The following is a 20948-nucleotide window of genomic DNA, read 5'->3' as shown; positions in this document are numbered from 1 at the left end:
TCTGTTCGCCGCAGTGCCCGTCCTCGCAGAATGGGTCTGCTGCCCGCTTTGGGCAGCGTCATTCCCCTCTCTGATGATTGGACTGTCAATGTCAACGTCGACGGCGACCTCACCGACGATTCGTCGGTCGATTTCTAACACGCTGAAGGGTTCAGCGGGCAACCTTGTCGAGTGGTACGACGTCTACGTCTACTCGGTCTTCGCCACCTACTTCGAATCGCAGTTCTTCCCCGCTGACGAGAAGAACTCGTCAATATACATCTGGGCAATCTTCGCGGTGACGTTCCTGATGCGACCGATCGGGTCGTGGTTCTTTGGTCGCTTCGCCGACCGCCACGGTCGCCGACTCTCACTCACGATCTCAGTTTCGCTGATGGCCGCCTGTTCGATCCTGATCGCCCTCTCGCCGACGGCCGAATCAATCGGCGTCGGCTCGGTCATCATTCTCGTGTTTGCGCGCCTGCTGCAGGGTTTTGCAACCGGAGGCGAGTACGGCACGAGCGCGACGTACATGTCGGAGACCGCAATCTCGGGGCACCGCGGGTTCCTGTCGTCGTTCCACTACGTCACCCTCGTCGGCGGTCACGTGCTCGCCCAGCTGACGCTGATGATCATGGTGCTCACCCTTCCGCACGACGCCATCGCCTCGTGGGGCTGGCGCGTTGCATTCGCGATCGGCGGACTCGGCGCACTCGTGGTGATCTGGCTGCGTCGCACGATGGACGAGACGCTGAATACCGCGACGCTCGACGCCGTGCGTTCGGGGCAATCGCAGGAGTCGGGGTCGATGCGCGAACTGCTCGTGCGTCAGTGGCGCCCGCTGCTCACGTGCTTCCTCGTCACAGCAGGCGGCACGGTCGCGTTCTACACCTACTCGGTCACCGGCCCCGCGATCGTGAAGGGCGCGTTCGCCGGCACTGATGTGCTGGCGGGCACGATTATTAACCTGATCGCGCTCACCATCCTGATGCTGCTGCAGCCGCTCGGCGGCTGGATCTCCGACCGCGTCGGGCGCAAGTCGCTGCTCGTGTTTTTCGGCGCTGGCGGTGTGCTTTACACCTGGGTGTTGCTCACGCAGCTACCTCAGCAGCACAACCCCTATATCGCCTTCGCGATCCTGGTCGTCGGTTTTGTGATCTTGACGGGGTACACGTCGATCAACGCGGTCGTGAAGGCCGAGCTGTTCCCGACCCACATTCGCGCGCTCGGCGTCGGCTTCGGATACGCGCTCGCCAACTCCGCGTTCGGCGGCACTGCGCCGCTGCTCTACCAGGCCGCGGGAGAGACCGACACGGTCACCTGGTTCATTGTCTACGTGACCGCGGTGATTGCGGTTTCGCTGTTCGTCTACATCTTCTTCCTCAAGAACAAGAGCGCGAACTGGCTCGATGATGAGGCCGGCATGCGGTCGCGAGTGGGCGGGACGAGGGATCGCGACGCTGCCGATGTGGCTACGTCGCGCGTGCCTTCGTAGACTGACTCCCACATCATTCCTGCAGGAAGGGAGCGCACATGTCGCTCGCACGCGTCCACAATCTGGCAATCTCGCTCGATGGGTACGGTGCGGGCGCCGATCAGTCGCTCGAGTCTCCCTTCGGGCACGCGGGAATGCGACTTATGGAGTGGTTTTTTCCGACGGCATCGTTTCAGGGAATCAGCGGAAGCCGTGAGCGCACGGCCATCGATCCGGCGACCGAGGCCGACGACCGATACGCGGCCAGGTCGCTCGTCGCCGTCGGCGCCGAGATCATGGGGGCGGCGAAGTACGGCCCTCCCGGGTGGCAGCAAGACGCCGACTGGCAAGGCTGGTGGGGCGACGAGCCCCCCTTCCACACACCGGTGTTCGTGCTGACCCATCACCCGCGCCCGTCGCTCACCCTGGGCGAGACGACGTTCCACTTCATGACCGCGACGCCACAAGAGGCGCTCGAGGCCGCCCGCGATGCCGCGGGTGGCCTCGACGTGCGCATCGGCGGCGGCCCGACGACGGTGAACGAGTTTCTCGCCGCCGGGCTCGTCGACATGCTGCACGTCGTGCAGGTGCCCATTCTGCTCGGGCGCGGGTCCCAGCTGTGGGCCGGTCTCGAAGGCTGGGAGCGCGACTACAGCGTCGAGTCTGAGACGACACCGAGCGGCGTCACCCACATCACCTTCACTCGAACGAGCGACGCCGCTGCGCGATAACCAGTCACGACCCGCTCAGTAGTTGGAGGGCGGGTCGCTGCCCGGGAACGACTCCTTGCCCCACTCGTCCGCGAGTTCGTCGTCATGATCGTGACCCACCACCGTCGGCCCGGTCGTGGGCTCGGGAGCACGCTCGGTTTGGCCGGGCCCGGGATCGCCGGGCTCTGATTGGCCGGGCTCTGATTGGCCGGCCCCTGGTTGGCCGGGCTGCGGCTCATCGGCGACACCGAACAGCTCGCGATCTTCGCGGAATGCGCGGCTGCGCGCGAAGGCGTGAGCCTCGCTGAGCACCTCGGCCTGGGCGAGTGCCCGCTCACCGAGTTCATCGAACACCGCCGGATCGAGCTCAAGGTCGGCGGCGTGCTCGCTCAGCACCTGCCACAGACCGAGCTTTCCAATGACGGCGCTGCGCAGCAGCTCGAGTTCGAGCAGGAGTGAGAGCGGCGAACGGGTGAACGTGCGCCCGTTGAGCTTCAGCCGCCCAACGCGCTCTCCGACCCACGAGGCTGCCTGACGGTAGAACCTGCGTCGCACTTCAAGGTCGTCGATGAGGTGGATGAGGAAGGCGCGTTCGAGACGCAGTTCTTCTGCGAGTTCAGACAGGGCCGCATAGACAGGGGTGTCGACGTAGGCGGCCGACATCCTCTCCATCCGCTCGGAACCCGCCGTCGCGCCCGTGAGGTGATCCGAGAGGTAGAGCCCGAAGAGCTCCCAGTCGAGACCCTCGGCAGCGTCGCGCGGCCACTCCTGCTGAGTGGCTCCCGGGTCCTCTGCTGGTGCCTCGGCGTTGGGTGCGCTGTCGCCCGCTGCGTGAGCGTCGCCCGCTGCGTGAGCGGCGTCAGCTCCGTCCCCGGTGCGACCGTCGATCGATGCGAGACGGGCGTCGTCTACGTCGCGCGGCCGCAGCGGAAGGGAAGCGGCTCCCTCGCCCTCGATCATGCCCTGTAGCAGCTCGCGCAGCGCGTCGGCCGCCGAGTGCTTCGGCTGCCAGTCGAGCTCGCGCTTCGCTCGCGTGTTGTCCATGTGGGGGGCGCCGAGCGCCAGATCGAACCAGCCGGCGTCGACCGACACAATTCCGGCGCGGTGCGCCGCCACGACGAATCCGCGCACGACCGGGGTGGGCAGCTCAAAGAAACGGCCGTGGTCGATGATGTCGGCGAGCTGCTGCGCGCCGAGGACATCGTCGGCGCAGACGTTGAACGCGCCGGGCGCGCGTCGCACGATCGCGGCGACGTACGCGCTCGCAGCGTCGTCGGCGTGCACGGCCTGCACGCCGCGCAGGCCCTTCGGTACCGGCAGCGCGGGCGGTTGAGCGCGGCCGAGTGCCTGCACCGGTACGGCGCTGCCGAGGAAGTAGCGCTGGATCGAAGACGCCGCGGCGGCCTGGAACGTGAGCGCCGGCCTGATTCGCGTCACTGTGATGTCAGGGAACTCGGCCTCGAAGGCGTTGAGCACCTCCTCTTGCGCGGCCTTGTCGACGCTGTACTGCGAAGACTCAATACCGCCGACTTCCCAGTGCTCGTCACGCAGCGCCCGTGAGGGGTCGGCCGCGTAGACGCCGACCGACGATCCGACGACGACGTGGTTCACGCCGGCGGACGCTGCGGCGAGCAGCACGCGGCGGGTGCCTTCGACGTTGACGCGGCGCAGCAATTCGCGCTCGGCCACGGGCTGAATCAACCAGGCGAGGTGCACGACCGTATCGACACCGGCGAACGCCGTTTCAAGTTCGGCCATCGCTGCGGCCTCGGTTGATGCGGCACCGATGTCGATCGCGGCCCACTCGCACGATGCGTAGGGTTCGGCGGTGACGTCTGGCATGCGCCGCGCGATTCCCAGCACCGGGCCAATCTCGGGTGCTTCGGCAAGCGCGCGCAGGAGGGCCGTGCCGGCGTTGCCGGTGGCACCGACGACCGCGACGCGCAGTGGCTCGCTCGGAGACGCCTGGTGTGACGTTGCTGCCGAATCGTTCATGGACTGGGGTTGTTCAGGCATTGCTGTCCTCCTCGAGTCGCTCGTACTGTCTACCTTGCGGCCTTTGCCCCCAATTGCCCAGGGGGTTGCGCACTGCCCGGCGACGCGTCAAGCCCCGTGTGCATCCGGTGATGACGCCGTAGCGTCGCTGCCACACGACCGGATGACGATGATTCATCGCGCACAGCGCGGCGAGAGAAGGGACGCATACGCCATGGCCGAATCGGCACTCGACGGACACGTTGACCGACTGGTGCACCGCATCGCAGAACGCGTTGAGCAGACGGGCCACTCGGTCGCGGTCGCCGAATCGCTCACGGGCGGGCAGCTCGCGGCGGCGCTCGCATCCGCGCCGGGGTCGAGCGACTGGTTTCGAGGCGGCGTCGTCGCGTACCACCCCGAGGTGAAGTACTCGCTCCTCGGCGCACCCAGGGGGCCGGTCGTGACCGGCCCGACGGCAATTGCCATGGCTGAGTCCACCGCGCGGTTGCTCGGCGCAGATGTTGTGGTCGCGGTCACCGGGGTCGGAGGCCCCGACCCCGACGAGGGCAAACCTGCGGGCACCGTTGTGCTCGCGGTGACGAGTTCCGATACGCCGACAAGCGTCACGCAACGCGAGTTTTCGGGCGATCCCGTCGAGGTCATGCAGCAGACCATCGAGGTTGCGCTGCAAGTGATGCTCGCTCGACTCGAGGTCCGTGGGGAGCCAGGAGCCAGCTGATCCCGATCCGCGCCCCGCATTCGGGGCCACTCACGAACGTACGCACCCCAGCACGAATTCACTACGACAGAGCAGGAGAGCAACATGCGCGCAGTCACTTGGCAGGGCAAGCGAAAGATATCAGTCGACACGGTGCCGGATCCGGTGATTCAGGAGCCGGGCGACGCCATCGTGCGCGTCACATCGACCGCCATCTGCGGCTCCGATCTGCACCTGTATGAACTGTTCGGCCCGTTTCTTGATTCGGGCGACATCCTGGGTCACGAGACCATGGGAGTCGTCGAGGAGGTGGGCCCGGGGGTCTCGACGCTGCGGGTCGGTCAGCGCGTGGTGATCCCGTTCAATATCGCTTGCGGTGAGTGCTGGATGTGTCAGCGTGGTCTGCAGTCGCAGTGCGAACGAACGCAGGTCACCGAGTACGGCTCTGGGGCGGCACTCTTCGGGTACACGAAGCTATATGGACAGGTGCCAGGTGGGCAGGCCGAATTACTGCGTGTGCCGCTCGCCGATCACAACTCGATTGTCGTGGGGGAGGAGCTGCCCGATGAACGCTACCTATTCTTGAGCGACATCTTGCCCACGGCAGCGCAGGGGGTTGCGTACGCCGGAATCGAACGGGGCGACACGACACTCGTGCTCGGTCTCGGCCCGGTGGGGCAGTTCGCTGCGCGGCTCGCGGCGCATCGTGGCGCACGCGTGCTCGCAGTAGAACCGGTCGCTGAACGTCGTGAAATGGCAGCCCGTCACGGCATCGCGGTCTGCGACGTCGACGAGGTCGCGGAGGCCGCGGCAGATTTCACGGACGGTCGCGGGCCAGACTCCGTCATTGACGCCGTTGGCATGGAAGCGCACGGCAGCCCGGGCGCGCACGCGGCCCACACGGCAATCGGGGTGCTCCCTGACGTACTCGCGAAGCCAATGATGGAGCACGCCGGCATCGACCGCACCGCAGCGCTTTTGCAGGGCATCGATCTCGTGCGGCGCGGTGGCACCCTCTCGATCAGCGGTGTGTACGTGGGCAACGCCGACACACTGCCAATGAAGACCCTCTTTGATAAGCAGTTGACGCTGAAGATGGGGCAGTGCAACGTCAAGCGCTGGATCAGCGACCTGCTACCGCTCGTCGAACGCGATGACGATCCGCTCGGCACAGCAGATCTCACGACGCATCGCGTGCCGCTCGAGAGCGCTCCAGAGATGTACGAACTGTTTCAGAAGAAACAGGACGGCTGCATCAAGGTCGTGCTGGATCCGGCCGCAGACGCGGTGACGAACGGCTCGCGCCCGGCGCACCGCTCCGAGGGCTAGAGCTTCGCGTATTTCGCGCGGAAGAAGCAGAACAGGCCATACGCCAGAAAGCCGATGCCGATGACTACGATCCAGACCGGACCGCCCGGCAGATCATAGAGTGAGGTGATGGCCGAGTCGAGGGCGCCGGCGGAACTCGAGTCGCCTTGAAAACCCGCCGCGGCGAGCAGCACAGCGACGACGAGCAATGCGGCGCCCTTGGCCACGAATCCCGTCGCACCGAGCGCGGCAATGGCGTGGCCGCGACCCGTCTCAGGGATCGTCATCTGCTTCCGAAAACTGCGGGTGACTCCCATCGTCACCCACGCGATACCGACTACTGCGACTCCGACGCCGACGAGCACGAGCAGCACGGTGCCGCCCGGCAACGTCAGGAGCCCGCGGCTCGCATCGCGGGTTGTCTTGTCGGGATCGGGCCGCGCGCCCGTCGCAATGGCAATCGCTATGCCGCCCATCACGCAGAACGCGACACCCTGCCCCCACTCGGCGAGCCGCCGTCCCCAGCGCTTCGTGCGACTTTCGCGGCTGAGAGCGAATCCGTGCACGACGTGGAACACACCGAGCGCGAACAGCAGTGCGGCGATCGCCCACAGTGCAGCGAACCCGAGCGGCACGTTAGCGATCGAGGTGAGTGCGCCGACCTGGTCCGCTTCGCCGCGGCCGCGGCGCACCACGACCGTGATCGCGAGCGCCCCGATCAGCCCGTGCACGATGCCGCTCGCGACGTAACCGCCCCGGGCCATACCGCGAAACGGCGACGAACGCTCGGTCTTTCGAGCGGCAGATTGCACGCGGTCATCCATGCGTCGAGGCTAGCGGATCGCGGCGCAAGGGCCTCGCCCGCTTGACTTCACGCGCGTACCGTGGGCGGCATGAAGCATCGCATTGAAGATCGCGTCGCGACGGCTCCCGAGCATGCGGCGCTCGCCGCAGCCGTCGGGCGGGAGAGCCATTTTGATGACGAGGTGCGCGCCGCGTCGCTGCGAGCTTCACTCGCGGGCGTCGTGTGTGTAGACGAGACGGGTACTCCCGTCGGCATGGCGCGGGCCGTGGGCGATGGGCTGCAGTACGCATACGTGCAAGACGTGATCGTTGACCCTCGAGTCGAGGGGGAGGGGATCGCCACGGCGCTGGTCTCGTCGGGCTGTTCGCGAGCGACGCCGCAGTGGGCGTGTATGAATCGCTGGGCTTCAGGCGGGCAGGTGCGGTCGGCATGCATCGGCGAATAACGGGCTCTGTCACCTGAAAACACAACCCCCTCGCCGAGAACGCCGCTGTTGCTTACGATCAAGCCATGTCAGAAAATCAACTCCTGCTCGCCGCGAGCGGCGCCATCTCACTGGCGCTGCTGTCGACAGCGGCTGGCGGCGCCGACGGCTCGCCGCTCGACAGCTCGGCTGCCGAGCGGTCAGACGGTGACGCGCCGCGCACCGCCGTTGATCACTAGGGCGTCGATCACTAGCGCGCTCGTTCAGGAGCAAATAACGAACGCTGCATGGCCCTGTCAAGGGCCTGCGCGGGCATCCGGGCAGGTCATACGCTGGCGCAATGACGCGTGAATCCCCGGCTGCCGAGCAGTCAACAGATACGAAGCTGCGCCGGTCGGTTTCCGGTCTTCTGCTATTTGCCTTTATTTTGGGCGACGTGCTGGGGGCCGGCGTGTACGCGCTCATGGGAGTGCTCTCGGAGCAGGTCGGTGGCATGCTGTGGGCACCGCTGCTACTTGCGCTACTGCTCGCCCTGTTAACTGCGGGATCGTATGCCGAACTCGTGACGAAGTACCCGAAGGCCGGCGGCGCCGCGGTGTTCGCTGAGCGCGCGTTCAAGCGCCCCGTTATCTCGTTTCTCGTTGGTTTCTGCATGCTGGCCGCTGGGGTGACCAGTGCCGCTGGCCTAGCGATCGCGTTTGCCGGGGAATATCTGCACACCTTCATCGAGTTGCCCACCACGCTCGTGGCGATCATCTTCCTCGTGATTGTCGCGGCGCTCAACGCGCGCGGCATCCGTGAGTCGCTCGGCGCAAACCTCGTAATGACCGCGATCGAGGTCAGCGGTCTCGTGATCGTGGTCGTGGTGGTTGGTTTGCTGCTCGGCCGGGGCGGCGGCGACATCTCACGGGTCGTCGAGGGCCCAGAGGGGGTCGGCACCGCCGCCGCCGTGCTCGGGGGAGCGATCATCGCGTTCTATTCGTTCGTCGGATTTGAGACCTCGGCCAACATGGTCGAGGAGGTGCGTAACCCGTCACGCACGTACCCGCGCGCACTGTTCGCGGCTCTCGGCGTCGCCGGTGTTGTCTACGTGCTCGTGGGGCTCGCGAGCGCTATCGCCCTGCCAGCCGATGAGCTCGCGTCATCGAGCGGTCCGCTGCTCTCAGTGGTCGAAGCGTCCGGTTCACACGTTCCGTCTTGGGTGTTCAGCGCGATCGCGCTGATTGCCGTGGCAAATGGTGCCCTGCTGACGATGATCATGACGAGCCGGCTCGCGTTCGGCATGGCAGAGCAGGGGTTGCTCCCCGCGCAGCTCGGGCGAGTACTGCCGAAGCGCCGCACCCCCTGGGTTGCGATCTTGGCCACCACACTCGTCGCCGCGCTGCTCACGCTCGTGGGCGACCTGGCGACGCTCGCGGAGACCGTGGTGCTGCTGCTGCTCTTTGTATTCTTGAGCGCCAATGTGTCGGTGCTCGTGCTGCGTCGCGACCGCGTCGAGCACCCGCACTTCAAGGTGTGGACTTTTGTGCCGGTGCTCGGCATCGCATCGTGCATCATGCTCATGACTCAGCAGAGCGGGCACGTGTGGCTGTTCGCAGCGATCCTGATCGCGGTCGGTGTGCTGCTGCACCTGCTAGCGCGTTGGAACGCGCGGCGCACGGGGGCCTCGAACGTCGTGGAGACCTCGCCCAACGACCGGGTGTGACAGGATGGGCTCGATTCGACGGAGGGCCGCGATCGCCGAGGCGCTCGCGGCGATCCTGATCGCCGCAGCCATCATCGGTCAGCTCGTGTTCAGTCTGAGTCTCGAGCCCCCGGACGTCGCCTTTTTCCTCACGAACTTCTTCAGCTTCTTCACGATCCTGTCGAACATCTCGGCCGTACTCGCGCTCGCATGGGGTGCCTGGTACCTGTGGCGGGCCGAGCGTTTTCCGACGTGGTTCGTTACCGCGTTCGCGGCGGCGGTGACGTACATGGCCGCGACCGGCATCGTCTATAACACTCTGCTTCGCGGCGTCTCGCTCGACCAGGAGTCAACACTTGGCTGGTCGAACGAGGTACTGCACCTCGTCGGGCCGATCTTGGTCGTTGGACTGTGGCTGCTCGTGCAACGGCGGGACGCGCTGCGATGGTCGCACGTATTCGTCGCGGCCGTATTTCCCGTGGTGTGGGCCGTGTACACGCTCATTCGCGGCGCGCTGACCGGCTGGTATCCGTATCCGTTTCTGAATCCGGCGCAGCCGGGCGGGTACGGTGCGGTCGCCGTGTACGTCGTGGCGATCGCCGGGATCATCATCGGCATTGACGCGCTGCTGATCTGGGGGAGTCGGAGGGTTCGCGCGGGTTCGTGAGGGTTCGCGCGGGTTCGTGAGGGTTCGCGCCTCCTGCCGAGAGCACAATCGGGCCCCAGTGGGAAACCCGGATGAGCCGAACGTGTGCTCTCGGCAGTGGTGCTTCGAAGTAACTAGCGCTTCTTGGGCTTGGCCTTCTTGGCCGTACTCCGTTTCGCGCTCTCCTTTGTGTCTTGCTTGTCTTTCTTGCTTCCCGCGGCCTGCTCAGCTTCGTTGGGCAGCGCGGTAGTGCCGTAGAAGCGAGGATCGGGGACCGTGGGGCCCGGCATTGGAACGCCCGCCTCGGGGGCGTCCAGGTAACTGAATTCGCCGAGCCCGTCCGGCGTTGGCCCCGAAGCCCAGCTGCCCTCGCTGGCTGCAGCGCCGTCCGAGAAATTGATGTACTGGTACGCCACATCTCGCTGCTCGTTTTCGAGCGGGAAGTTGCTCGGCACTGGCAGTGATTCGACGCCCTCGGCCTGCAACTCGGCCGCCGCAGCGAGCCACTGGTTCTGATGCATTGTGTCGCGGGCGAGCAAGAAGCTCAATAGATCGCGCACGCCGTGATCGTCGGTCATGTGATAGAGCCGGGCCACCTGCACTCGGCCCTGCATCTCGGCGTTCGCGTTGGCCTGGAAGTCAGCGAGCAGGTTGCCGCTGCTCGTAATGAAACTGCCCATCCACGGGTTCCCGTTGCTGTCGACCGGGCGAGCGCCAGCGCCGGCCACGATGCCCTGTTGCACGTCGGTGCCGCCGATAATGGCGGCCACGGTCGGGTCGTTCTGCACTGCGTCTTCCGTGAGGCCGAGCGGTGACTTCTCGAGCAACTGCGCGATCATCACGGCAAGCATTTCGACGTGTCCCATTTCTTCGGCGCCTATCCCGAATACTAGATCGCGATACTTGCCGGGGATATGCATGTTCCAGGCTTGGAACTGATATTGCAGAGCGACCGTGATCTCGCCGTATTGGCCACCCAGCACCTCCTGCAATTTGCGGGCGTAGATGGCATCCGGCTTATCCGGGGTAGATCTGTGTTGGAGTTCCTGGCGGTGAACGTACATCGTGCGATTCCTCTCCCTCGCGGACCGGAGCGCCGGGGGCCGGCGACTCTGCGAACTGCGATGTCCACAGCTCACACCCCCGGTTGCAGAATCACGACGGGGTTGCTCTATCGAGCGGACTGCCGTACCGGGACGTTCGAAGCTGAGAGCAAGTCTCATGACTTCCTGTTTTTAAACACTTTTTCAACCGTGCGTCACGAATGATGAGATCTGTCGTTATCCATTCATGGGACAAAAACAAGGGGAAACGAGAAAATCGATTTGGCGATGGGGAGCAGCGGTCCTGGCGGGAGTGCTCATGTTTGGCGGTTCTACCGCCGCCATGGCAGCACCTCCTTACGAGACTGAAGCTTCGCTGACGTCATTCCAATTCGTCAACGACGAGGTTGTTGGAGGCTGGGACGCAGAAATAACGGGGACATGGGAACTCCCCGACAATCCGACGACACCCGCTGGCTTTACGGTGGATCTTCCGCCGGAACTGCAGGGACTGACCGATACCTTCCCGCTGCTCGACCCTGATGGGGTAGCAATGGGGCAGTGCGTGGTGACGGCGACGCAGATCGTCTGTGACTTCGACGACACCTATCTTCAGGAGCATCCGCTCAACCTGTCGGGGACGTTCAACTTTTGGGCGCACATTCGTGACACCGTTGACTCTTCAGAGACGCAGACGTTTTATATTGAGGGTGAGGCCGTCACTGTTGTAGTCAACCCGCAGCCCGGTGTCTGCACCGTGAACTGTGATTTCGAGGGTCGCCCGAGCAACAAGACGGGCACCTACGATCGAAATACCGACACGATCATGTGGGTCGTGCGAGTCGGAAGTGACGCGGACGGTGCGACCGGCGGTGAAGAAATGTCGGTCGCGGATCAGCTCGGACCGAACCAGGAGATGCTGACCGAGTTTGATGGCGTCACGTACCCGAATCTGCGGTACACCAATGAGCTTGTCGTAACGAGCGAAGGCGTGCAGCAGCCGGGAAACTGGGTCGATGTGCCGAGCGATCAGTACACGGTGAATAACGGAACTGTCTCGTGGACCGCCGAAGCTGGTTACTACTACAGCATTCGCTATGTCTCGAAGGCTACCGACGGGGGCGCCTCCGGCACTTACAAAAACGACGCGACGGTCACTGTCGGTGGCGTTGACGAATCGGTCGGCAGTGAGGTCGAAAGCCTTGGCGGCGGCGGCACCGGTGTTGGTGACAGCGTCGGGAACTTCTCAATCACAAAGGATGTCGTCTGGGAGGATCAGCCTGTCGCGGGTCTGGAGTTCACCGGCACGTACACGGTGACGTCGCCCGCGTCCGAGGAGTCGACCGGCACGTTCGCGGTTGAGGACGGGGCTACCTGGACGAGCGGTAATTTCGTCACCGGTTCGACCGTTCACATCGACGAGATCTTGCCGACAGATCCCGCAAACATCACTTGGGCAGAGCCGGTGCTCTCGAGCAACGATTTCGTCGTTGGCGATGGTACGACGACCGCGGTAACTCTGACGAATGCAGCGAGTCTGGTGAAGGGGAAGTTCTCGGCCTCGAAGAAGCTTGCAGGGGACGCGGCGAGTGATGTTCCGTCCGATGCGAAGTTCATGCTCGACTACAGCTACCCGGCTGGCCCGGGCTTCGCTGCGGGTTCGGGCACGCTCGAACTGCCAGCAGACGGCACAGTTGTGACGTCACCTGAGCTGCCGGTCGGCGCCCAGCTCGCGCTGAGCGAGCGCGCTCCCGCTGCCATCGAGGGTGCTGTTTGGAAGGACTCGGTGCTGTCGACCGATGCGCTGACGATTGGTGCGGACGAGGTCGTGTCGGTGACGGTCACCAACACAATCGATCATGAAACGGTGACGCCGCCAACCAATCCGGGCACTCCCGGCGGCCCCGCCACTCCGCAGCCACCGAATGGCACAGGCGACCACACGCTCGCCACGACGGGTGGCGCACAGCCGCTCGGCCTCTTGGCGTTCGCAGGGGCACTCATTGTGATCGGCGCTGTGACGGCGCGTCGCGCTCGGACGGCAACGCGCTAACCGACGTGTAGTTCACACGAACGGCCCCCTATCGCTCAGCGCGATAGGGGGCCGTTTGGTGTTCGGACGACCGCTTAGCGCGAGTCGCGCTTGGCCTGACGCTTCGCTCCCTGCGCCTGGCTTGAGGCATCGCGTTTGATACCGCCAGTGGTCTGATCATGCTGACGCTGACGTCCTCCGCCTCCGCCCACCGAGTCCGCCGAGATGTCTGGCCCCGGCGACTTGCCAGCCCGTGCCCGCGCGAGACGCTCATCTTTGAGCTCCTCAGCGGTCTCTCGCGCGACCCGGGCTAGCCGATCGCTCACGATCGAGAGCGCCTCTTCGAACACGTAAGCGCGTCCTCGTGATTTATCAGACCCGGCAGCGGCGGCACCGCGACCACTGGCCAGTTCAACGCGCTCTGCGGCACCGCGACGATAGTTCGTCGTGTGTTTGTTGCGGGCGCGTCGCACGCGTTTATGCAGTGCAAGCAGTTCCTCTTCATCGAGCGGCTCGAGTCGCTCGGGTTCAAGCTCACGAATGAGGTCGCGTTCTTTGTCTTTGAGCACCCACAGATACTGATCCATGCGGCAATTCTCCACAAAATGGGGCGACGCGCAAGAGCCTGTGTGCGCTATGTGTATTCCTTCGCATGATTTTTGTAACAAATCTTGCAGGTGTGCAAGATGGCCTGGTGAATGGCTTCACGCGCTGCTACCATGTGGAAATCTCGCGTCGTTGCAGAGGTGCTGAAGAGGTTGGGGAATCAAATCCTCTCTGGGGTACGGCGCCTTTCTCAGGGAGCATTTGTGCAGCCATCACAGTCGCCGGCGCGCCGAAACGGACGCTTGGCATCAATTCTTCGCGTACTACTCAGTACGGCGATCGTCGCAATGAGCCTCACCGTGGTGAACGTGTCCGTCGACGCCGCACCGGCGGCCGCGGTCCCGGGGACCTCGGGTGCGCCGCAAGCTCCAATCCCGGTGTTCACCGAGAACTTCGAGAACGGTATGACGAACACCGCAACCGGTGCGAAGTCGTACACGACAACGAACGGTGCCGCTCAGTATGTGAGCGCTACGGGGCAGACGTACACCGGATCGCCGAACTGGATCAACGGCGCTCGGTGTAATGGCGTCGTGTTGAGTTACAGCAATTCGACGAGCCCTGCGTGGGCATCGACACCGGCACTCAGTAATAAGTGCAGTCTGTCGGCAGGCGTGCAGAGCTACAACGGTATTCGTACGCTCGCCCGCGGCATGGGCGCGTTCACCGGCAATGGTGATAACGAGCACATTGTCTCGAGCTACACCGAGTGCGCGCTCGACGCCGTCGGCAACGGCACCACCTGCGACGTGATTCCGAGCGGACCGACCAACGGCGTACTGTTCCAAACCACGACGCTGCAGCCTGTCACGCCGGGGCACTTCTACACCTTTGGTGTTGACACTGTCTACGGCAACTGTTCGAATTTCAATAGTCCGACGACTCAGGCCGATGACCCGCAATACCAGTTCCAGCTGATCGACGCGTCCGGCACCGCCGCCAACGTCGGCTCCATTCTCAATGGGTGCCGGCCGAGTCCGACGCGACAGACGTTTGTCGTGAACCGACCGGATCCCGTAGGAACGTCAACGACGATGACCACCCACGTCAGCTCGCTCATTGCGAACGCGCCGTTTCAGTACAACGGGTCGACGCTCGGCGTGAAGATGTACAACGCCTCCGGTGTCACCCTCGGCAACGATGGCGGCTTCGATAACATTCGCATTCTCGACGTCACCCCGCAGCTCGACAAGTCGTTCAGCCCGGCAGTCGTGGCGCAGGGTCAGCAGACCACGCTGACGTATACCGTGACCAACACGAGTGATCTGCTCGCGAAAAATGGGTGGCACTTCGTTGACAATATGCCGACCGGTCTGAGCGCGACTGGCCCGCTCGGTGGGACGTGCGTACGCACCGCGGGGTCAGCGACGGGTGGCACCATCGATGTCACTGGCAACCTCGCAGCCGGCGCCGCCTCGTGCACGATCACGGTGAACGTCATCAGCAATACTCCCGGCGTCTACAACAACTCGGGCTGCGTAGATAACACGGGCGCTGCGATCCCGAATTGCACGAGCAACTTCCCGACAACGACGGGAATTAACCCTCCGGGCACCGCGCCGCTGACGGTGCTTCCAGTCGTCGACCTGAGCATTGCCAAGTCGACGGCGCTGCAGTCATACACTCCTGGTCAGCCCATCACGTATTCCGTCACGGTGCACAATAACGGCCCGAGCGACGCGGTTGGGGCGACCGTCACCGACCCGCTCCCCGCGTCAATCACCGGCGCGAGCTGGACCTGCGCCGTGACCACTCCGGGTACGCCGAACATCTTGCCTACAGGCCCAACTGCTTGCCCCGCGAGCGGCACGGGGTCGATCTCGAACACCGTCCGCGTGAACACGGGCGGCACGATTACCTACACAATCACGGGCACCGTCGCTCCCGGTACGACCGGCCCCCTGGTGAACACGGCGAAGGTGGTACCGGCCGCGAACACGCCGGTGCCGAATCAGCCCGGCGGCGGGCCGAACCCGGTTCCCGGGTCTACAACCCCCGTCACGACTGTAGACCCTGGGTGCCCACCGGCTCCCGGTGCCGGCTGTTCGGCGACGGTGACCACCGCGGGCAGCGCAATTGACGCAGTGAAGTCGATCACCTCGGTCACCGACACCAACAGCAATGGCATCACCGACACGTCTGACGTGATTCACTACTCCATCGTGGCGACCAACACTGGCCAATCAACCCTGACAGGCGTCACAGTGACCGACGCTCTTACAGCTCCAGCGGGTCCAGCAATGACCCTGTCCTGTACGCCAACCACCCCCGCGACGCTCGCGCCAGGGGCCGCGGTCACCTGCACGGGTAATTACACGGTCACCCTCGCAGACACGCTGAATGGGTCGGTGAACAACACCGCGACCGCTACCGGAACGCCACCGAGCGGCCCCGCTGTCACGGACACATCGACAGCGACACAACCAATTACGTCGGCGCCAGATATCAGTGTGCTGAAGACTGCCTCGCCGACGAGCTACGACTCCGTCGGTGACACGATCACCTACAACTTCGAGGTGACCAATGAGGGGAACGTTCCCCTCACCGGCATTGGCGTGAATGAAGTGACGTTCACGGGAACCGGAACCCATCCCGTTGTCACCTGCCCGAGCGGCCCCGTGGCGCCCGGCGCATCGGTCGACTGCACCGCGACGTACGCAGTGACGCAGGCTGACCTCAACGCCGGCAGTATCGACAACACGGCGACCGCGACAGGCACTCCACCGTCGGGCCCCGCAGTGGTGTCTGACCCGTCATCCGCGACGGTCACCGCTGATGAGAATCCGGATCTGACGCTCGTGAAGTCGGCCTCGCCGACCTCGGTGTCAGCCGCGAACGACGTCGTCACATACTCCTTCGCCGTCACGAACTCGGGCAACGTCACACTCACCGACATCACGGTGCAAGAGACTGCATTCTCGGGAACGGGCACCGCCCCGGTCGTGACCTGCCCCACCGCGCCCGTCGCCCCGGGAGACACCGTCACCTGCACGGCGAGCTACTCGCTGACGCAGGCGGACATCAATTCCGGGATCGTGACGAACACCGCGACCGCGACCGGTACCTCGCCCTCGGACACTGACGTCACGTCGGATCCGTCGACCGCGGTCGTCACGGCCGACAGCGCCCCGGGGATCTCGATCGTGAAGTCGGCGACGCCCAACGACGCCGACTCGTTCACCGTGGGTCAGGTCATCACCTACAACTTCGTGGCAACGAACACCGGCAACGTCACGCTCACCGATGTCGCCATCAATGAGACGTCGTTCGACGGGGCCGGCACACTGTCAGCGATTAGCTGCCCGCCAGGCACCGCCTCCCTGGCGCCGGGGGCATCGGTGACCTGCACGGCGACATACACGCTGGAACAGGACGACATCGATCGCGGCGATTTGACGAACGAAGCAACCGCGACCGGTACTCCGCCGACGGGGCCCGACGTCACGTCGCCGCCGTCGGAAGTCGCCATCCCGTCCGATCCGGAGCCCGCCCTCACTCTCGTGAAGTCGGCGACTCCCACAACCGTTTCGGCGGTCGGCCAGCAGGTGACTTACTCGTTCACCGTGATGAACGCCGGCAATGTCACGCTCACCGACATCGATATCTCGGAGACAGTATTTACGGGAACGGGCACGCCGCCCGTCGCGACGTGCCCGCCCGAGGCCGATGCTCTCGTGCCGGGGGAGCAGGTGGTCTGCACCGCGACCTACGCCGCAACGCAGGCCGATCTCAACGCTGGCCAGATCACGAATACCGCCGTGGCCGATGCGCAGCCGCCCACTGGCGGTCCGATTGAGACGGGACCGTCGACCGCTATCGTCACCGCGACGAGCACCCCGGGGCTCACGATTGAGAAGTCGGCTTCTCCGACGACGATCACCGACATGTCGGAGATTGCGTACTCGTTCGTGGTGACGAACACGGGCAATGTGACGCTGGCCGACGTGGTCGTTTCTGAGACATCCTTCTCGGGCACGGGCACCCCGCCCGACATCACCTGCCCGGCCGGGCTCGAACTCATGGCACCGGGTGACGAGGTGACCTGCACGGCGACGTACACGCCGACGCAGGCTGACCTGGATGCTGGTCAGATCACGAACACAGCGGTCGCAACAGGTAACCCTCCAGCGGGTGAGCCGACTGTGTCGGATCCCTCGACCGCCGTCGTGACGGCGACGCCCACTCCCGCGCTCAGCATCGTGAAGTCGGCGACACCGACGACCGTAAACGCCGTCGGTGATGTCGTCTCGTACTCGTTCGAGGTCACGAACACCGGCAATGTGACGCTCACCGGGGTCGCGGTTCAGGACTTCGCCTTCACCGGCACGGGAACGCCGCCCGAGGTCGAGTGCCCCGCAGAAGCCGCAACGATGGCTCCGAATGACGTCGTCATCTGCACGGCAAGTTATGAGGTCACTCAGGCCGATATTGACGCCACACAGATCACGAACACGGCAACCGCGACGGGTACTCCACCGAGCGGCCCATCAGTGACCTCGCCGCCGTCGACCGCCACGGTCGACGCGGAGGGCACTCCAGGGATCGCGCTCGAAAAGACAGCCTCGCCGAATGACGCAACGGCTCTGGTCGTGGGTCAAGACGTGACCTACTCCTTCGAGGTGACCAACACCGGCACCGTGACGCTGACAGACATCACGGTCGTTGAGGGATCGTTTACGGGTTCGGGCACACTGTCCGCAGTGAGCTGCCCGCCCGAGGCGGCGTCGCTTGCTCCGGGTGACTCGGTCACCTGTACTGCGACCTACACGGTGGAACAGGAAGACGTCGATCGCGGCTCGATCGTGAACGACGCAACCGCGACAGGGCTCCCGCCGGGAGGCGAGACCATCGTGTCGCCGCCGTCGGAGGTTGAACTCGACGCCGAACCCGATCCTTCGCTATCGCTCGTGAAATCGGCTGAGCCGGAAATGGTCGCGAACATCGGCGAAATCGTGAACTACTCCTTCGTTGTCACGAACACCGGTAACGTCACCCTCACTGACATCACCGTCAACGAGGGCGACTTCTCGGGCGCGGGCACCGCACCCGAGATTGAGTGCCCAGCAGAGGTCGCATCGCTCGCTCCGGGCGATAGCGTCACGTGCACGGCCAGCTACACGATCGTGCAGGCGGATCTCGACGCGGGGTCGGTCACCAACTCTGCGACCGCGACCGGAAATCCGCCCACCGGCGGCTCGGTCGATAGCCCGCCCTCGACCGCCGTGGTCGACGTGAGCAGCCAGCCAGCGCTCACCATCGCGAAGTCGGCGAATCCGACCGTGATTACCTCGGTGGGTCAGCAAATCGACTACTCGTTCGTCGTCACGAACACCGGTAACGTCACGCTCGCCGATATCACGGTGAACGAGACGGAATTCAGTGGCACGGGCGAAGCGCTCGTGGTGACCTGCCCGAGTGCAGCTGATTCGCTCGCGCCGACTGCTTCGGTAACCTGCACGGCAAGCTACACCGCGACGCAGGCTGACGTGAACTCCGGTGAGATCACGAACACGGCGACCGCAACGGGCACGCCGCCGTCAGGCTCAGACGCGGTGTCCGAGCCGTCGACCGCGACGGTCACGGTGGAGCCGAATGCCGCACTCACCGTGGTGAAGTCGGCAACACCCGCGAACGGGGAGCCTCTCTCCGCGGGCGACACCGTGACGTATAGCTTCTTGGTAACCAATACAGGAAACGTGACGCTCACGGATGTGGCGATCGACGAGATCGAGTTCACCGGCGCGGGCGATGCGCCCGAGGTGGTGTGCCCGGATGAAGCGACATCGATGAACGCCGGTGATGAGGTCATCTGCACCGCCGAATACACGGTGACGCAGGCTGACGTCGATGCAGGGGTGCTTACGAATACAGCGACGGCAACGGGAACGCCCCCGGGCGATGAGCCGGATGTGACGTCGCCGCCGTCGACGGCAACAGTGACGCTGACGCCGGCGCCCGCGCTGTCGATCGTGAAGTCGGCGACGCCGAATGACGCAGCATCGTTCACGGCCGGTACCCAGATCACGTACACGTTTGTGATCACGAATACCGGCAACGTGACGATGACCGACGTGGTGCCGAGCGAAACCGAGTTCACCGGCTCTGGCTCGATGTCCGCAATCACGTGCCCGGCTGAGGCAGCCGAGGTCGCTCCGGGCGACCAGGTAACCTGCACCGCCGAGTACACGCTCACTCAGGCAGACGTCGATGCCGGCAGTGTGGAGAACACGGCGATTGCTACGGGCACACCGCCGGTGGGGCCACCCACCGAGTCGACACCGTCGACGGTGCAGCTTCCCTCTGATCCCGAACCGGCCATCAGCCTGGTGAAGGTTGCTGACAAGCAGCAGGTGACCAAGGCTGGTCAGCTGATTACGTACACGTTCACGATGACGAATACCGGCAATGTGACCGTGCACGATGCGACGGTGGCCGAGGGTGAATTCTCGGGCAGTGGCGAGCTCTCACAGGTCACGTGCCCGCCGGAAGCCGCAGTGTTGGCACCGGGCGCGCAGGTCGAGTGCACCGCAACGTACCGCGTTGAAGCCGCCGATCTCACGGGCAAGCCACTCACCAACACGGCCACGGCCACGGGCACGACGACGACCGGCACGCCGCCGGTATCACAGCCGTCTACCGCCACGGTCGAGACCGTGAAGCCGGGCGTGCCGCCGGTGCCGCCGGTCACGCCGTCGAGTGGGCCGCTCGCTGTGACAGGTTCCGGCTCGGGTCTGCCGCTCATCGGCGGAGCCGCACTCCTGCTGCTTCTCGGCGGAGCGACCATCCTGTTCGCCCGCAGTCGGCGGTTCCGGTCGCACCGGAATCAGCAGCAGGGAAAAATGGCCTCATGATGAGTGAAGCAACGACACGGCGCCGAATCCTTGCGACCCTGGCAGCGGTTTCGCTGCTCGGGCTCGCGGGGTGTTCGGCGCCCGACGCAGATCCGAAGCCCAGCCCGTCGACTGAAGCGACGGCCGGGTTGCCCGACGGCGTGACTCCCGCCGACGATGTGCCCACCGACGTGGAAAACGACGCCAAGGCGCGCTCGCAGGTGACCCTGAGCTCGTGCAAGGCGACAGACGATGGGTGGCAGGCTGCCGGCAAGGCATCGAACCCCGGCAAGGACGATGTGACGTACGCCATCACGGTGTACTTCACGACCGCGTCCGCGACAGTGATCGATTGGGCAGACACCACCGTCGACGTCGCTGCGGGGGAGCAGGGAAAGTGGTCTGCCAAGAAAAAGTTCGCCGTCGCGGATGACACGCAGTGCGTGATCCGCGCGGTGACGGTGAGCTAGGCCCAATGCGCGCTGGCCCCGGTGCCGCCGCGTTTCGCAAGTGATCCGCGTTTGGCAAGCTCGAACTTCACGTTTCGAGCTTGCCAAACGCGGATTGCTTGCGGAATGCCGGTCAGTACAGTGCGAAACCGCTCACGTGAGTAAATAATCTGGCCGAGATGTGTAAATAAAGTTTAAGTTATCGGCCAAAACTCCGTCACGAAATCCGCTTTTTGTCGTGTGAATATGTGCGGGCATATTTC

The 20948-nt window shown here is 64.6% G+C and carries 15 protein-coding genes; 11 read left to right on the top strand and 4 right to left on the bottom strand.

The annotated features are described in order from the left end of the window. The first annotated feature begins 88 nt into the window (after nucleotides 1-88). A complete protein-coding gene (locus tag ACFWHR_RS09010) occupies nucleotides 89-1474 on the top strand; it encodes an MFS transporter (protein ID WP_382447966.1) in 1386 nt (461 codons plus the stop codon). Nucleotides 1475-1512: 38 nt separating this feature from the next. Further along, nucleotides 1513-2184: a dihydrofolate reductase family protein gene (locus ACFWHR_RS09005; protein ID WP_382447965.1), complete on the top strand. Its 672-nt coding sequence runs from the start codon at nucleotides 1513-1515 to the stop codon at nucleotides 2182-2184. Between the two features lie 15 nt (nucleotides 2185-2199). On the opposite strand, the gene ACFWHR_RS09000 is transcribed toward ACFWHR_RS09005, so the two are convergent. Next, a complete protein-coding gene (locus ACFWHR_RS09000; protein WP_382447964.1) occupies nucleotides 2200-4179 on the bottom strand; it encodes an NAD-dependent epimerase/dehydratase family protein in 1980 nt (659 codons plus the stop codon). Between the two features lie 193 nt (nucleotides 4180-4372). Here ACFWHR_RS09000 and ACFWHR_RS08995 point away from each other — a divergent pair, with 193 nt between their 5' ends. Beyond that, nucleotides 4373-4879: a CinA family protein gene (locus ACFWHR_RS08995; protein ID WP_382447963.1), complete on the top strand. Its 507-nt coding sequence runs from the start codon at nucleotides 4373-4375 to the stop codon at nucleotides 4877-4879. Nucleotides 4880-4963: 84 nt separating this feature from the next. After that, entirely contained in the window at nucleotides 4964-6187 is a 1224-nt protein-coding gene (locus ACFWHR_RS08990) for a zinc-dependent alcohol dehydrogenase (protein ID WP_382447962.1), read from the top strand. Here the strand turns inward: ACFWHR_RS08990 and ACFWHR_RS08985 are convergent. Beyond that, complete coding sequence (locus ACFWHR_RS08985) at nucleotides 6184-6990, bottom strand: DUF1206 domain-containing protein (protein WP_382447961.1); 807 nt, start codon at nucleotides 6988-6990, stop codon at nucleotides 6184-6186. The two genes, ACFWHR_RS08990 and ACFWHR_RS08985, sit on opposite strands and share 4 nt — an antisense overlap. A gap of 69 nt (nucleotides 6991-7059) precedes the next feature. Here ACFWHR_RS08985 and ACFWHR_RS08980 point away from each other — a divergent pair, with 69 nt between their 5' ends. The 4 genes from ACFWHR_RS08980 to ACFWHR_RS08965 all read left to right on the top strand — a co-directional run bounded on the left by ACFWHR_RS08980 (nucleotide 7060) and on the right by ACFWHR_RS08965 (nucleotide 9746). Next, the gene (locus tag ACFWHR_RS08980) at nucleotides 7060-7416 is read left to right on the top strand and encodes a GNAT family N-acetyltransferase (protein WP_382447960.1); all 357 of its coding nucleotides are present in this window, start codon (nucleotides 7060-7062) and stop codon (nucleotides 7414-7416) included. 65 nt (nucleotides 7417-7481) lie between these two features. Further along, nucleotides 7482-7634, top strand: coding sequence for a hypothetical protein (locus ACFWHR_RS08975; protein WP_382447959.1), 153 nt, complete (start codon nucleotides 7482-7484; stop codon nucleotides 7632-7634). Nucleotides 7635-7735: 101 nt separating this feature from the next. After that, nucleotides 7736-9100 carry an APC family permease gene (locus ACFWHR_RS08970; protein WP_382447958.1) on the top strand — a complete coding sequence of 455 codons (1365 nt, stop codon included), beginning with the start codon at nucleotides 7736-7738 and terminating at the stop codon, nucleotides 9098-9100. Between the two features lie 4 nt (nucleotides 9101-9104). After that, nucleotides 9105-9746, top strand: a complete 642-nt coding sequence (locus tag ACFWHR_RS08965) for a Pr6Pr family membrane protein (protein WP_382447957.1) — start codon at nucleotides 9105-9107, stop codon at nucleotides 9744-9746. 113 nt (nucleotides 9747-9859) lie between these two features. Here the strand turns inward: ACFWHR_RS08965 and ACFWHR_RS08960 are convergent, their stop codons facing one another. After that, the gene (locus ACFWHR_RS08960) at nucleotides 9860-10789 is read right to left on the bottom strand and encodes a manganese catalase family protein (protein ID WP_382447956.1); all 930 of its coding nucleotides are present in this window, start codon (nucleotides 10787-10789) and stop codon (nucleotides 9860-9862) included. A gap of 322 nt (nucleotides 10790-11111) precedes the next feature. Between ACFWHR_RS08960 and ACFWHR_RS08955 the strand changes: the two genes are divergently transcribed. After that, nucleotides 11112-12821, top strand: coding sequence for a DUF5979 domain-containing protein (locus ACFWHR_RS08955; RefSeq protein ID WP_382447955.1), 1710 nt, complete (start codon nucleotides 11112-11114; stop codon nucleotides 12819-12821). Between the two features lie 74 nt (nucleotides 12822-12895). Here the strand turns inward: ACFWHR_RS08955 and ACFWHR_RS08950 are convergent, their stop codons facing one another. Beyond that, nucleotides 12896-13387 (bottom strand): hypothetical protein, encoded by a 492-nt coding sequence (locus tag ACFWHR_RS08950; RefSeq protein ID WP_382447954.1) that lies wholly within the window; start codon nucleotides 13385-13387, stop codon nucleotides 12896-12898. A gap of 261 nt (nucleotides 13388-13648) precedes the next feature. Between ACFWHR_RS08950 and ACFWHR_RS08945 the strand changes: the two genes are divergently transcribed. Beyond that, entirely contained in the window at nucleotides 13649-20257 is a 6609-nt protein-coding gene (locus tag ACFWHR_RS08945; RefSeq protein ID WP_382447953.1) for a hypothetical protein, read from the top strand. Further along, the gene (locus ACFWHR_RS08940; protein ID WP_382447952.1) at nucleotides 20254-20706 is read left to right on the top strand and encodes a hypothetical protein; all 453 of its coding nucleotides are present in this window, start codon (nucleotides 20254-20256) and stop codon (nucleotides 20704-20706) included. Before ACFWHR_RS08945 ends, ACFWHR_RS08940 begins: the two co-directional genes overlap by 4 nt. Nucleotides 20707-20948: the final 242 nt, after the last annotated feature.

It is taken from the genome of Leucobacter sp. NPDC058333, assembly GCF_042726155.1.
GTDB lineage: Bacteria > Actinomycetota > Actinomycetes > Actinomycetales > Microbacteriaceae > Leucobacter.
This window is presented reverse-complemented; position numbering and strand designations above follow the sequence as displayed.